At 69.9% G+C, this 13,398-nt stretch carries 13 protein-coding genes; 4 read left to right on the forward strand and 9 right to left on the reverse strand.

All coding sequences use genetic code 11. The annotated features are described in order from the left end of the window. Positions 1-161: 161 nt before the first annotated feature. Positions 162-1,121, forward strand: coding sequence for a DMT family transporter (locus ABEG18_RS11220; RefSeq protein ID WP_406858137.1), 960 nt, complete (start codon positions 162-164; stop codon positions 1,119-1,121). 4 nt (positions 1,122-1,125) lie between these two features. Here ABEG18_RS11220 and ABEG18_RS11225 read toward each other — a convergent pair whose 3' ends face one another. From ABEG18_RS11225 to ABEG18_RS11240, 4 genes are all read right to left on the reverse strand, one after another. Then, a complete protein-coding gene (locus ABEG18_RS11225; protein ID WP_406858138.1) occupies positions 1,126-3,315 on the reverse strand; it encodes a TRAP transporter permease in 2,190 nt (729 codons plus the stop codon). A 40-nt stretch (positions 3,316-3,355) separates the two neighbouring features. Next, entirely contained in the window at positions 3,356-4,339 is a 984-nt protein-coding gene (locus ABEG18_RS11230) for a TAXI family TRAP transporter solute-binding subunit (RefSeq protein WP_406858139.1), read from the reverse strand. A 130-nt stretch (positions 4,340-4,469) separates the two neighbouring features. After that, a complete protein-coding gene (locus ABEG18_RS11235) occupies positions 4,470-4,937 on the reverse strand; it encodes a YbhB/YbcL family Raf kinase inhibitor-like protein (protein ID WP_406858140.1) in 468 nt (155 codons plus the stop codon). Positions 4,938-4,945: 8 nt separating this feature from the next. After that, on the reverse strand, positions 4,946-5,203 hold the full coding sequence (locus ABEG18_RS11240; RefSeq protein ID WP_406858141.1) for a DUF2892 domain-containing protein: 258 nt from the start codon (positions 5,201-5,203) through the stop codon (positions 4,946-4,948). A 228-nt stretch (positions 5,204-5,431) separates the two neighbouring features. Between ABEG18_RS11240 and ABEG18_RS11245 the strand changes: the two genes are divergently transcribed. Continuing rightward, positions 5,432-6,268, forward strand: coding sequence for an aldo/keto reductase (locus tag ABEG18_RS11245; RefSeq protein WP_406858142.1), 837 nt, complete (start codon positions 5,432-5,434; stop codon positions 6,266-6,268). Positions 6,269-6,331: 63 nt separating this feature from the next. Here ABEG18_RS11245 and ntrC read toward each other — a convergent pair whose 3' ends face one another. From ntrC to dusB, 3 genes are read right to left on the reverse strand one after another with little or no spacing between them, the layout of a single operon-like run. After that, positions 6,332-7,783, reverse strand: coding sequence for a nitrogen regulation protein NR(I) (gene ntrC / locus ABEG18_RS11250; protein ID WP_406858143.1), 1,452 nt, complete (start codon positions 7,781-7,783; stop codon positions 6,332-6,334). Between the two features lie 18 nt (positions 7,784-7,801). After that, positions 7,802-8,941, reverse strand: a complete 1,140-nt coding sequence (locus tag ABEG18_RS11255) for a nitrogen regulation protein NR(II) (RefSeq protein WP_406858144.1) — start codon at positions 8,939-8,941, stop codon at positions 7,802-7,804. Continuing rightward, positions 8,938-9,975, reverse strand: coding sequence for a tRNA dihydrouridine synthase DusB (dusB, locus tag ABEG18_RS11260; RefSeq protein WP_406858145.1), 1,038 nt, complete (start codon positions 9,973-9,975; stop codon positions 8,938-8,940). Before dusB ends, ABEG18_RS11255 begins: the two co-directional genes overlap by 4 nt. Before the next feature lie 157 nt (positions 9,976-10,132). Here dusB and ABEG18_RS11265 point away from each other — a divergent pair, with 157 nt between their 5' ends. Together ABEG18_RS11265 and ABEG18_RS11270 are read left to right on the forward strand one after the other, a co-directional pair. Further along, on the forward strand, positions 10,133-11,365 hold the full coding sequence (locus ABEG18_RS11265; RefSeq protein WP_406858146.1) for a bifunctional 2-C-methyl-D-erythritol 4-phosphate cytidylyltransferase/2-C-methyl-D-erythritol 2,4-cyclodiphosphate synthase: 1,233 nt from the start codon (positions 10,133-10,135) through the stop codon (positions 11,363-11,365). Next, positions 11,362-11,853, forward strand: coding sequence for a CinA family protein (locus ABEG18_RS11270; RefSeq protein ID WP_406858147.1), 492 nt, complete (start codon positions 11,362-11,364; stop codon positions 11,851-11,853). Before ABEG18_RS11265 ends, ABEG18_RS11270 begins: the two co-directional genes overlap by 4 nt. A gap of 9 nt (positions 11,854-11,862) precedes the next feature. Here the strand turns inward: ABEG18_RS11270 and ABEG18_RS11275 are convergent, their stop codons facing one another. Continuing rightward, on the reverse strand, positions 11,863-12,342 hold the full coding sequence (locus ABEG18_RS11275; RefSeq protein WP_406858148.1) for a type II toxin-antitoxin system RatA family toxin: 480 nt from the start codon (positions 12,340-12,342) through the stop codon (positions 11,863-11,865). Between the two features lie 7 nt (positions 12,343-12,349). After that, complete coding sequence (gene lipA / locus ABEG18_RS11280) at positions 12,350-13,309, reverse strand: lipoyl synthase (RefSeq protein WP_406858149.1); 960 nt, start codon at positions 13,307-13,309, stop codon at positions 12,350-12,352. Positions 13,310-13,398: the final 89 nt, after the last annotated feature.

The following is a 13,398-nucleotide window of genomic DNA, read 5'->3' on the forward strand; positions in this document are numbered from 1 at the left end:
TCATCCGCCGGGCGCCCGCAACCCGGAATCTGCGCCGCCGGCGCGCCTGCGAAGCGCCAGAACCGCCAGGCCGGCGCTTCAGGAAACCATCACTCTCCGGCATGCCTGACATCACGAGGTCTGCTTTGTCGCGGACGAAGCCGCCCGGTAGCGTGCCGGGCATGAACGCCGCTCCCCGCCCCCTGCCCACGCCGGCTCTCCCGCTCCCCGCCGCGCCCGCGGCCCAAACCCGGCGACCGACGGGACTGAGCGGCTTCGACATGGCGCTCTACGCCACCGTCGTGTTCGCCTGGTCGACGAGCTGGATCGCCCTGAAATGGCAGCTGGGGGTGGTGAGCCCCGAGGTGTCGATCATGTGGCGGTTCGCCATCGCCAGCGTGATCATGTTCGCCTGGGCGGGGATGTCCGGCGCGCGCCTGCGCTATCCCCCGGCCATGCATCTGCGGTTCCTGGCGCTGGGCCTGCTCATCTTCGCCTTCAATTTCGTCAGCTTCTACTATGGCGGGCTGTCGACGCCCTCCGGGCTCCTGGCCGTGGTCTTCTCCACCGCCTCCCTGTTCAACATGCTGCTGGCCTGGCCGATCCTGGGCCAGCGCATCGAGGGGCGGGTCGCCCTCGGGGCGGCGCTGGGGCTCGGCGGCGTCTTCCTCATGTTCGCGCCCCGCCTCTTCGGCGCGAGCTTCGACGCCGCCGCGGCGCTGGGGCTGGGCCTGTGCGTCTTCGGGACGCTGCTGTTTTGCTCGGGCAACATGCTGTCGGCCTGGATCCAGAGAGGCGGCGTCGCCGTCATCCCGGCGACCGCCTGGGGCATGCTCTACGGCGCGCTCTCGCTCGCGGCCTTCGCGGCCGCCAAGGGCGATCCCTTCGTGGTGGAGCCCACGGCGAAATATGTCGGCGGCCTGCTGTGGCTCTCGACCGTGTCGTCCGTCATGGCCTTCGTCGCCTATCTGACGCTGCTGGGGCGCATCGGCGCGGCGCGGGCCGGCTACTCCACGGTGATGTTCCCGGTCTTCGCGCTGCTCATCTCGACGGTGGTGGAAGGCTACCAGTGGACGACCCCGGCCGCGCTGGGCCTCGCGCTCGTCATGGCCGGCAACGTGCTGGTCCTGCGCCGGCGCTGAGCGTCTAGGCCTCGACGCGCCGCGGCGCCGGCGAGACCGTGCGGCGTTTCATCTGCAGCAGGAACACCGGGCTCGCCAGCGCCAGCCCGGCCAGCGTCGAGGCGAGCCCCGGCGCGATCGTGGGCAGAGCCGCCACCGCGAGCAGCACCCTCTCCCAGCCGCGCAGCGGCGCCAGCATATAGGCGCTGAACGCCGCCGAGAGCATCACGATGCCGGCCATGCACCCGAAGGTCGTGACCGCGAAGTCCGTCCAGGTGAAGCCCTGCGTGACGATCAGCATGGACGGACCATAGACGAAGACGAACGGCACCAGCGCCTTGCCGAGCGCGAGCCGGAAGGCGGTGTTGCCGGTGCGGAACGGGTCGGCCCCCGCCATGCTGGCGCCCGCATAGGCGGCCAGCGCCACGGGAGGCGTGATGTCGGCCAGCACGCCGTAATAGAACACGAAGAAATGCGCCACGATGGGCGCCACGCCCAGCATGCCCAGGGTCGGCGCCGCCACCGTCACCATGATGATGTAGGTCGCCGTGGTGGGCACGCCGCAGCCCAGCAGGATGCACACGATCGCGGTGAGCAGGAGCGTGAAGAACAAAGTCGTGCCGGCCGGGGTGAAGACCCCCGTCGGCAGCACGGAGAGCACGGCCCCGCCCATCTGGCCGGCGAGCTGGGTGACGATCCAGGAGATCTTGAAGCCGACGCCGGTCAGCGTCACCACGCCCACGATGATTCCCACCGTGGCGGCCGCCGCGCCGACCGAGATGGCGTATTTCGCTCCCACCACGAAGGCGTCGCCGATGTCGGCCACCCTGTCGCGCCGCTCCCCGCCCGACGTCCAGGCTTGGACGAGCAGCACGGCGACCGCCGCGGCCATCGGGCCGATGAACCACCAGGTCGTCAGCAGGCCCGTGAAGACCGCCGCCACAATGGCCGCGAAGGCCCCGACCGTGATCGCCGGCGAGCGCCCGACGCCCACGACCATGCAGGACGTAATGCCCCAGAACGCCGCCAGATAGGGCGTGTAGCCGCTGAAGAGCACGAGCAGCAGCACGGCCAGCGGCGTCACCGTCTGCCATCCTTCGCGGATGGTCCGGGCCGGGTCGGGCAGCTCCTCGCGGGTGAGCCCGCGCATGCCCTTCTTCTTCGCCTCGAAGTGAACCTGGCAGAACACCCCGAAGAAATGCATGAAGGCCGGCACGATCGCGGCCAGGATGATGGTAGAGTAGGAGACCCCCAGGAACTCGATCATCAGGAACGCCGCCGCGCCCATGATCGGCGGCGTGATCTGGCCGCCCGTCGAGGCGGTCGACTCCACGGCGGCGGCGAAGTGCTTGGGATAGCCGAGCCTGATCATCGCCGGGATGGTCAGCGAGCCCACCGTGACGGTGTTGGCGATGGACGATCCCGAGATCATGCCGAACAGCGCCGAGCCGAAGATCGCCACCTTGGCCGGGCCGCCGGCGTAGCCGCCCGCGACCCAGGACGCGAGATCGATGAAGAGCTTGCCGAGCCCGATCCGCGTCGCCAGCACGCCGAACAGCACATAGTGGAACACATAGGTGGCGACGACGCCGAGCGCGACGCCGTAGACGCCCTGGCTGGTCAGATAGAGGTGGTTGACGAGCCCCGCCCAGCTCGCGCCGGGATGCTTGAAGATCCCCGGCATCGTGGGGCCGAAATACGCGTAGACCATGAGGCCGACCGCGATCAGCGGCAAGGCGAGGCCGACCGAGCGGCGCGTCGCCTCCAGGAGCACCACGATGAGCAGCGTGCCCATGACGACGTCGGCGGACGACGGATTGCCGACCCGGAAGGCGAGCTCGTGGAAGATCCACGGCACGTAGAGGCTCGCCGCGACGGCGGCCAGCATCATCGCCCAGTCGACCAGCAGGATGCCGCCCGGCCGGAACCAGGCGTGCGGCGCGAGCCGGTCCTGCTGGCTCGGCCGGGCGGCGAAGACCAGGAAGATGAGCCCCAGCACGAACGCCATGTGGACGCCGCGATGGGTGGTCTCGGGCAGGAGCCCGAAACCCGCCGTGTAGTAGTGGAAGCAGGACAGCGCGAAGAGCAGCGCCGCGACCAGGAGGGCCGTCTTCGGCAAAAGGGGCCGGAAGTGAATCTCGGGGTCGAAGGTTTCCTCGAGCTTCAGCGGATCCAGCTCGAGACCCGCCGTCGTTCCATCCACGCGCTGCTTCACCCGCCGCCCCGTCCCGCTCTCGTTGTCTGGAAGTCCGCCCTTACTTGAGCAGGCCGGCCTCGCGGTAGAACTTCTCCGCGCCCGGATGCAGCGGCACGCCCGCTCCGGCCAGGGCCGTCTCCTTGCGGATCATCTTGCCCTTGGCGTGCCCCGCGTCGAGGGCGGCGCGGGTCTTGTCGGCCCACAGCGCCTTGGTGACCTCGTAGACGACGTCCGGCGATATCTTCGCCGAGGTCACCCACTGGGCCCCCACGGCCAGCGTCTTGGCCGCGTCCGCGCCCTTGTAGGTCCCGGCCGGGATCTCGTCCTCCGCGAAGAACGCGTATTGCTTGCGCAACTCGTCCACTTGCGGCCCGACGATGGGCACGATGTCGACGCCGCCGCCGGTGGCCGCCAGCTCGGCGATGGCGCTCGTCGGATAGCCTCCCACGAACACGAAGGCGTCGAGGGAGCCGTCGCGGATCTTGTCGGCGGCCTGGTTCGGCTTGACGTATTCCGGCTTGATGTCGCTTTCGGAGATCCCGAACGCCTTCAGGATGATGCGCGCGTCCACCAGCGTGCCGGAGCCCGGCTCGTCCAGCGAGATGCGCTTGCCCTTGAGATCGGCGATGGACTTCACCTTGGCGGACTTGCCGGCCACGAAGTGGATGCTCTCCGGGTAGAGATTGGCGATGAGGCGCAGGTCCTCGGCCTTCGGCTTGCCCTCGAACAGGCCCGTGCCCGAATAGGCCCAGGCGGCCACGTCGGCCTGCGTGAAGCCCGATTCGAGCTGCCCGCTGGCGATGCCGTTGATGTTGGCGACCGAGCCGTTGGAGGCCTGCGCGGTCAGGATCAGGTTGGGAGGATTGGAGATCGCGTTCGCGATCATGCCGCCGACCGGATAGTAGGTGCCGGCCGTGCCGCCCGTTCCGATGCGGAAAAAGGTCGGGCCCTGCGCGAAGGCGCTGCGCGACTGAAGCGCCGCGATGGACAGGCCTGCGGCCGCCAGCCGGGCCACGTCGCGGCGGGTGAACTCCTTCGTCATCCATCTCTCCCTGTGCGGCGCGCCGCGGCCCTCGACAGGGGCCTTCGCCAAAGGGCGCGCAGCGGGAGATTACAGGGTTGTCGGACGGCGTCCATCGCGTCACGCGGGCCGTCTGGCGCGTTCGCCCGTCCTACAGGGGCGTCCCCATGAACAGGCCGATCAGCTCGACCTCCGCCAGGCGCATGGCGCGCGCCTTGCGCCACATCTCCAGCGCATCGCAGCCGTCGTCGAAGCCCAGCGTCGGCTCCGGCAACGCGATCAGCCGGAAATAGTAGTTGTGGACGCCGTCCTCCTCCGGCGGCTGCGGGCCGTCATAGGCGGCCCGGCCAAAGCCGTTCAGCGCCTGCTTCATGCCCGGCGGCGCGGCCGCGGGGTCGTTCCCCGCGGCCTCCGGCAGATGCGTCTCGGCGAAGTCGAAGGCCGCCCAGTGGACGAAGTCGTCGGCGTCCGTGTCCTGCACGAGCAGGGCGAAACTGCGCGTCCCCTCGGGCGCGCCCTGGATCACCAGCGGCGGCGAGATGTTTTCCGAGCGGCGGGTGAACCGCGCCGGAATCGCCTGCCCGTTGGTGAAGAGCGGGCTCGTCATGAAGAAGCTCATGGCGCTCCTCAGCCCCGTCCGAGCGACTTCACGTCGTCATGGGTGGTGTCGACGCCCAGAGCCGCATAGGCCGGGCAGTGACCGCCCACGCCGCGCGCGATCAGGGCCGCGCCCAGCACGGCCCTCATCGCGCCGAACAGGCTGCCGCTGCGCAGCCCGTCGAGCACGATGAGCGCGCCTCCGATGGTCGACAGCGCGCGCTCCGTGCTCCCGACATTCACGGCGCTCGCGCCTTTGCTGGAGAAAGAATCTGCGATGTCGCTCATGATGGCCTCTCCGGGATGGATTCGAACGTCGGGTTCGACAGCAAACCGGGGAGCCTCGGGGGTCGTTCCGCCAAACGCCGATTTTTTGGCGCTGCGACCTCCACAGTTCCGACACACGGGTGTTGCGCCTTCGGGGGTGGGTCGCGGCAACCTTGCGTGTCGGACCGAATTGGTTGGAACGAGCGGGCCCGAATTCCGGGCCGCCATATCCGTGCATCGGAGGACTTGATGATCCGCACCCTCATGCTCCCGGACGGAACGCAGGTTCCGAATCTTGGCATGGGCACTTGGCGGATGGGCGAGCGCCCGGAGCGGCGGCGCTCCGAGATCGAATCGCTGCAATTGGGAGTCGAACTCGGCATGACGCTGGTCGACACCGCCGAGATGTATGGCGAAGGGCGCACCGAGCAGCTGCTCTCCCAGGCGCTGCAGGGGCTGCGCAAGGAGGTCTTCCTCGTCAGCAAGGTCTATCCCCACAACGCCTCGCGCAGCGGGGTGGCCAAGGCCTGCGAGGGCAGCCTGCGGCGCCTCAACACCGATTACCTGGACCTCTATCTCCTGCACTGGCCGGGCGCCGAGCCCATCGAGGAGACCATTCGGGGCTTCGAGGACCTGCGCGCCGCCGGCAAGATCAGGGCCTGGGGCGTGAGCAACTTCGACAGCGACGAAATGGACGAGCTGGCGGGCGCGCCGGGCGGGGAAGCCTGCGCGGTCAACCAGATCCTCTACAACCTCGTGCGCCGCGGCCCCGAATTCGAGCTCATGCCCAAGCTGGCCCAGAGCCGCATCCCGGTGATGGCCTACAGTCCCATCGAGCAGGGATCGCTGCCGCGAACGGGCGCGCTGAACGCGGTGGCCCGCAAGCACGGCGTGTCGCCCTTCCAGATCGCGCTCGCCTGGGTGATGCGCCGCCCGGACGTGATCGCGATCCCCAAGGCCGGCACGATCGAGCACGTGCGCGAGAACCGCGCCGCGGCCGACCTCACGCTGGACGCCGAGGACCTCGCCGCGATCGACCGCGAATATCCCCCGCCAAGGCGCAAGCGTCCGCTCGACATGCTCTGACGCGACGAGCGTCCTGCGCCTCGGGTGCGGCCCGTCGAGCGGGCCTCAGCCGCCGAGCGGGCGTCAGCGCGTGGTGCGGATCACCTGGATCTCCAGGTCGCGGATCTTCTTGCGCAGCGTGTTGCGGTTGAGCCCGAGCAGCTCGGCCGCCTTGATCTGGTTGCCCCGGGTCGCCGACAGGGCGGCGCCGATCAGCGGCTCCTCCAGGTCCCGCAGGATGCGGTGATAGAGCCCGGGAGGCGGCAGGTCTCCCTTGAACTGCGAGAAATACTTGCCGAGATGCCGCTCCACCGAGGCCATCAGGGTGTCCTCGTCGATCGGCGCGTCCGCCTTCAGGATCGGCGAGGACGAGAGGCTCGGCTCGGCGAGCTCCGCCTCGATGAGCGGCTCGGTGATCGTCTCCTGCGGGTAGAGCGCCGCCAGGCGGCGGATCAGGTTCTCCAGCTCGCGCACATTGCCGGGCCAGCGATACCGCTTCATGCGGTCGAGCGCCGCCGCGTCGATCTGCTTTCGCGGCAGGCCCTCCTTCTCCACCATGGTGAAGAAGTGCCGCGCCAGGTCCGGGATGTCCTCGGAGCGTTCGCGCAGCGGCGGCAGGCGCAGCGGCACGACGTTGAGCCGGAAGAACAGGTCCTCGCGAAACAGCCCCTGCTGGATGGAGATCCGCAGGTCCTTGTTGGTGGCCGCCACGATCCGCACATTGGTGCGGATCGGCGTGCGCCCGCCCACGGTCGTGTATTCGCCCTGCTGCAGCACGCGCAGGAGCCGCGTCTGGGCCTCCATCGGCATGTCGCCGATCTCGTCCAGGAACAGCGTGCCGCCCTCGGCCTGCTCGAAGCGACCGGAGGCCCGCTGCATCGCGCCCGTGAAGGCGCCCTTCTCGTGGCCGAAGAGCTCGCTCTCGATCAGGTCGCGCGGGATCGCGGCCATGTTGACGGCCACGAACGGGCCCTTCCGGCGCTTGCCGTAGTCGTGCAGCGCGCGGGCGACCAGCTCCTTGCCGGTCCCGGACTCGCCCGTGATCATCACGGTGAGGTCGGTTTGCATCAGGCGGGCGAGCGCCCGGTAGATCTCCTGCATGGCCGGCGAACGTCCGACCAGCGGGATGTCCTCGGGATGCTCGGGCTCGTCGGCGAGGGGGGCGCCCTTGGGCCGCGACAGGGCGCGGGCGACGATCGCCATCAGCTCCTTCAGGTCGAAGGGCTTGGGCAGGTATTCATAGGCCCCGCGCTCGGAGGCCTTGATGGCCGTCATGAAGGTGTTCTGCGCGCTCATGACGATGATCGGCAGGTCGGGCCGCAGCTTCTTGATCCGCGGGAGCACGTCGAAGGCGTTTTCGTCCGGCATCACGACGTCGGTGACCACGAGGTCGCCCTCGCCGGCCGCCACCCACCGCCAGAGCCCGGAGGCGGTCCCGGTCGAACGAACTTCGTAGCCAGCCCGCGCAAGCGCCTGATTCAAAACGGTCCGGATCGCGGCATCGTCGTCAGCGACGAGGATAGTGCCACTCGGCATCGATCACCCTTTGTGTTGTCAGGCCCGGCCGTCGCGCGCCACATGCATCGGCATGAGGGCGCGAAAGGTCGTCCTGCGGGGCAGGGAGTCGCATTCGACGACGCCCCCGTGGTCCCCAACGATCTTTGCAACCAAAGCAAGACCGAGGCCACTCCCACTCTGCTTGGTGGTCACGAAGGGATCGAACAGGTGGCGGGCGAGATCCTCCGGCACGCCGGGGCCGTTGTCGCGCACGCAGAACTCCAGCGGCAGGCTCACCCGCTCGCGCGTGCCCGGAACCGTCATGCGCACGCCGGGGCGGAACGCCGTCGTCAGCTCGATCTCGCCGTCCACCGCGTCGGGCCCGATGGCCTCCGCGGCGTTCTTCACCAGGTTCAGGAACACCTGGATGAGCTGGTCGCGGTTGCCCATCACGGGCGGCAGGGAGGGATCATAGGTCTCGATGAAGCGGATATGCCGCGCAAAGCCCGAGACGGCGAGGCGCTTCACATGCTCCAGCACGGCGTGGATGTTGACCGCCTCGCGCTCGAGCGGCCGGCCGTCGGCGAAGTCCTCGAACCGGTCGACGAGCTTCACGATCCGGTCCGTCTCCTCGCAGATCAGCCGCGTCAGGGTGCGGTCGGCGTCGTCGACGGAGGTCTCGAGCAGCTGCGCCGCGCCGCGGATGCCCGACAGCGGGTTCTTGATCTCGTGCGCCAGCATGGAGCCCAGCGCCGAGATGGAGCGGGCGGCCCCGCGATGGGTGAGCTGTCTGTCTATTTTTTCAGCAAGTGTCCGTTCTTGCAGCATGAGCACCACCTGCGGGTCCGCCTCGCCGGCCGCCGCCACGAAGACGTCGACGATGCGCTCGCTGCCGATGCGCGGATTGCCGATGTCGACGCGATATTCGTTCATGCTGCCGCTGCGTCGCCGCGCCTCGTCGACCAGAGACAGGATCGGCGAGCCGAAGGGCAGCAGGTCGGCCAGCCGGTGTCGGCAGAGCATCACCCGGCTCATATCGAAGAAGAACTCGGCCGCCGCGTTGGCCTCCACCACCTGGTTGTCGTCGTCGACCAGCAGCACCGGCAACGGCAGGACGTTCAGGATGGCGTCGCCCCGGCTGGCGGAGGCGGCGGGTCCATCGCGACGGCGGCCACGGGCCAAGGCGGTGAGGTTCATGCGGCTTCGTCCAACAGGGGTGACTCGAAAACGGAATGCAGGGCCGCGGCGACCTGCGCCGGGTCCTCGGCCGTGACCAGCGCGCGGCGCAGATCCGGCCGCACCGCCCTGCCCTCGCGGACGAGATCGTCCGCATAGGCGGCCAGGTGCTTGCGGGCGTGCCGCACGCCGACCCGCGCCCCATAGGCGCAGAGCAGGCTGTCATAATGCTCCATCGCGGCGTCGCGCCTGGCCTCCAGCGCCGGTTCGGCGACGACCTCTCCGCCCGCCTCGAGCGCGCGCGCGATGGCCCCGACGAGCCACGGGCGGCCGACCGCGGCGCGGCCCACCATCACGCCGTCCGCGCCCGAGCGCTCCAGCATGGTCCGGGCGTCCTTCAGGCCGTTGCAGTCCCCATTGGCGATCACCGGGATCGAGACCGCCTGCTTCACGGCCCGGATCGCCGACCAGTCCGCCTCGCCCTTGTAGAACTGGCAGCGCGTGCGCCCATGGACGGTGATCATCCGCACGCCGGCGTCTTGCGCGCGGCGCGCGAGTTCCGGAGCGTTCCGGGTGGCGTCGTCCCAGCCAAGCCGCATCTTCACCGTCACCGGAATGCGCACGGCCGCGACCGTCGCCTCGATCAGGCTCAGAGCGTGGTCGAGGTCGCGCATCAGCGCCGAGCCCGCCAGGCCGCCGGTCACCTTCTTGGCGGGGCAGCCCATGTTGATGTCGACGACGGACGCCCCGGCGCCCTCCGCGATGCGGGCCGCCTCGGCCATCCAGTGAGGCTGCCGACCCGCCAGTTGCACGACATGAGGATCGATGCCCGCGCCCTCGGCGCGCAGCATCGCCTCTGCCGAGCCGCGGGCGAACTCGTCCGACGCGACCATCTCGGACACGACCAGCGAGGCGCCGAAGCGCCGGGCGATGCGCCTCAGCCCGGCGTCCGTGACGCCCGACATGGGCGCCAGCGCGACGCAGCCGTCCAGCGCGACAGGCCCGATCGCCAGGGGCGCTCGCCTTGGTTGCACGGTTTTTGTGCACTCAGTCATGATGCCTGCATAGTAGCCAATTATTGCAGTGCAGCAAGCCGGGATCAGCCCGACTGCGTCAGGACATCGCACATCTTCCCACGCCAAGGGGGGCGCTCGTGGCCCAAGCGGCGCGGCGTGCGTTGACCCGCGATCCAAATCGCGTCATTCGAGGCTGATGTCCAGCCGCGCCTCACTCGCCGTCATCATCGTGGCCGCCGGGCGGGGAGAACGCGCCGGGGCCGGCCAGCCCAAGCAGTTCCGCCCCGTCGCGGGCGTTAGCCTGCTCGCCCGCAGCATCGCCGCGATGGCGGCGGCCTGCCCGCAAGCCGACATCCTCTGCGTCATCGGCGAGGACGACCGGACAGCGTATGAGCAGGCCGTGACGGAGCTTGAACCGGGATGGGCCGGGCGGCTGCTGGAGCCAGTCGCCGGCGGACCGACCCGCCAGGCCTCGGTCCGCAACGGCATGGAGGCGCTGGCCCGGGCGCCGGAGCCGCCATCCTACGTCCTCATCCATGACGCCGCCCGGCCCTTCGTCCCCCCGGACCTCGTGGCCCGCATCCTCGCCCAGACGGAGGCGACCGGCGCCGCCGTGCCCGGCACGGCGCTGGTCGACACCGTCAAGCGCGTCGCCGCCGACGGCCGCGTGCTGGACACCCCGGTCCGGGCCGAACTCAGCGCCGTGCAGACCCCGCAGGGCTTCGGCTTCGCCCCGCTCCTGGATGCGCACCGCCTCGCCTTCGCGGCCGGCCGCGAAGACCTCACGGACGACGCGGCGGTCGCCGAATGGGCCGGCATGGTGGTGCATGTCGTCGAGGGCGCGCCGGAGAACGTCAAGATCACCCGTCCGGAGGACTTCGAGGCGGCGGAGCGCCGGCTGGCGCCCGCCCCGCGGAACCGCGGCGAGACCCGCGTCGGGCTGGGCTACGACGTTCACGCCTTCGAGCCCGGCCACGCGGTGATCCTGGGCGGCGTCGCCATCCCGCATGAGTTCGCGCTGAGCGGCCATTCCGACGCCGACGTCGTGCTGCACGCCATCACGGACGCGGTGCTGGGCGCCATCGCGGACGGCGACATCGGCGATCATTTCCCGCCCTCCGACCCGCAATGGAAGGGCGCCTCGTCCGACCGTTTCCTCGCCTTCGCGGTGGAGCGCGTGCGGGCGCGCGGCGGCAGGCTGGTCCATGTCGACGCCACCGTGGTGTGCGAGGCGCCGCGCATCGGCCCCCATCGCGACGCCATGCGCCAGAGCATCGCAGCCATTTGCGGCCTGCCGGTCGGGCGCGTCGCCGTCAAGGCGACCACGTCCGAGCGCCTCGGCTTCACCGGCCGCCGCGAGGGCGTCGCCGCCCAGGCGGTCGCCACCGTCCTGCTGCCCGAAGAGGCCGACCCGACGGAGGACGCATGATCCCGCACGACATCGAGAACCGCGCCGCGGCCGTTCTCGCCCATCTGCGCACGCGCGGGCTGAAGCTCGCGACGGTGGAGTCCTGCACCGGCGGCCTCGTGGCGGGCGCCCTCACCGCCGTCCCGGGCTCCTCCGACGTGGTGGAGCGCGGCTTCGTCACCTATTCCAACGAGGCCAAGACGGAGCTCGTCGGCGTCCCGGCGGAGCTGATCGCCCGCCACGGCGCGGTCAGCGAGCCCGTCGCGCGCGCCATGGCGCAAGGCGGCCTTGCTCATTCGCGCGCGGACGTGGCGGTGGCGATCACCGGCGTGGCCGGGCCCGGCGGCGGCACGGACGCCAAGCCGGTCGGCCTCGTGCACTTCGCCGCCGCGCGCCGGGGCGGGGCGACGGTCGCCTTGGAGAAGCGCTACGGCGATCTCGGCCGGGCCGGCGTGCGCGAGGCGGCCCTGCGCGACGCGCTCGATCTCCTGGAGGACGCCGGCCGCTAAGCGGCCGCGTCAGGCCTGCGGCCCGGCGGCAAAGCGCTGCGCCGGTCCATAAACGATGTCGGCGCGCTCCTCGAACGCCTCCGCGAACTTCCGGAACGCGCGCTCGAACATCGCCCCCATGAGCAGGCCCAGCGTGCGGCTGCGGAACTCGTAGGTGATGTAGAACTCCACGACGCAGCCGTCGGGGGCGGCCTGGAACGACCAGCGGTTCTCCAGCATGCGGAACGGGCCGTCGATATACTCGACCAGGATCTTCAGCCGCGGACGGTCCAGCGTGACGCGGCTCGTGAAGGTCTCGTGGATCGCCTTGTAGCCGACCGTCATGTCGGCCACGAGCACCTCCACCCCCTCCCCGCTCTGCGCCTTGCGGCGCACCTTCAGGTCCTCGCAGAGCGGCAGGAAAAGCGGGTACTTCTCGACGTCCGCGACCAGTTCGAACATGTTCGCCGGCGTGTGGCGCACCCGGCGCGTGGTCCTGAAGGACGGCATCGCGGGGTCAGGCCCCGAGCCGCGCGACCCGGGCCGCCTTGAGCCTGGCGAAGTCCTCGCCCGCGTGATGCGACGAGCGCGTCAGGGGCGAGGCCGAGACCAGCAGGAACCCCTTGCTGGCCGCGATCGTCTCGAAGCTCTTGAACTCGTCGGGGGTGACGAACCGCATCACGGGGTGATGCTTGCGCGTCGGCTGCAGGTACTGGCCGATGGTGAGGAAATCGACCTCGGCCGAGCGCAGGTCGTCCATCAATTGCAGCACCTCGTTCCGCTCCTCGCCGAGCCCGACCATGATGCCGGACTTGGTGAAGATCGTGCGGTCGAGCTCCTTCACCCGCTGCAGCAGGCGGATGGAGTGGAAGTAGCGGGCGCCGGGACGCACCGTCAGATATTTCGACGGCACCGTCTCCAGATTATGATTGAAGACGTCCGGCCGGGCCGCGACCACGACCTCCAGCGCGCCCTCCTTGCGCAGAAAGTCCGGCGTCAGCACCTCGATCGTGGTCAGAGGGCTGCGGGCCCGGATGGCGCGGATGACCTGCGCGAAATGCTCGGCGCCGCCATCCGCGAGGTCGTCGCGGTCGACCGAGGTGATGACGACATGCTGCAGGCCGAGCTTGGCGACGGCGTCGGCGATCTTGGCCGGCTCCTCGGCGTCGAGCGCGCCCGGCATGCCGGTCTTCACGTTGCAAAAGGCGCAGGCCCGCGTGCAGGTGTCGCCCATGATCATGAAGGTGGCGTGCTTCTTCTCCCAGCACTCGCCGATATTGGGGCAGCCGGCCTCCTCGCACACGGTGACGAGCTTGTGCTCGCGCACGATGGCGTTCGTCTCGGCCCATTTCGGCGAGCCCGGAGCCTTCACGCGGATCCAGTCGGGCTTGCGCTGCACCGGCTGGTCCGGGCGATGGACCTTCTCCGGATGGCGGGGACGGGCGTCCTTGTTCAACAGGTCCAGGAGAACGGCCATTCTGCAAGCTCCTCGCGGTCTGGCCGCGCTGGCTAGGGAGGTAGTCACTTTTCAAAGGCGCGGCAAGATTGGGCGGCCTGGCGCCATGG

Origin of the sequence: Alsobacter sp. KACC 23698 (assembly GCF_045348435.1) — a bacterium.
GTDB lineage: Bacteria > Pseudomonadota > Alphaproteobacteria > Rhizobiales > Beijerinckiaceae > Alsobacter.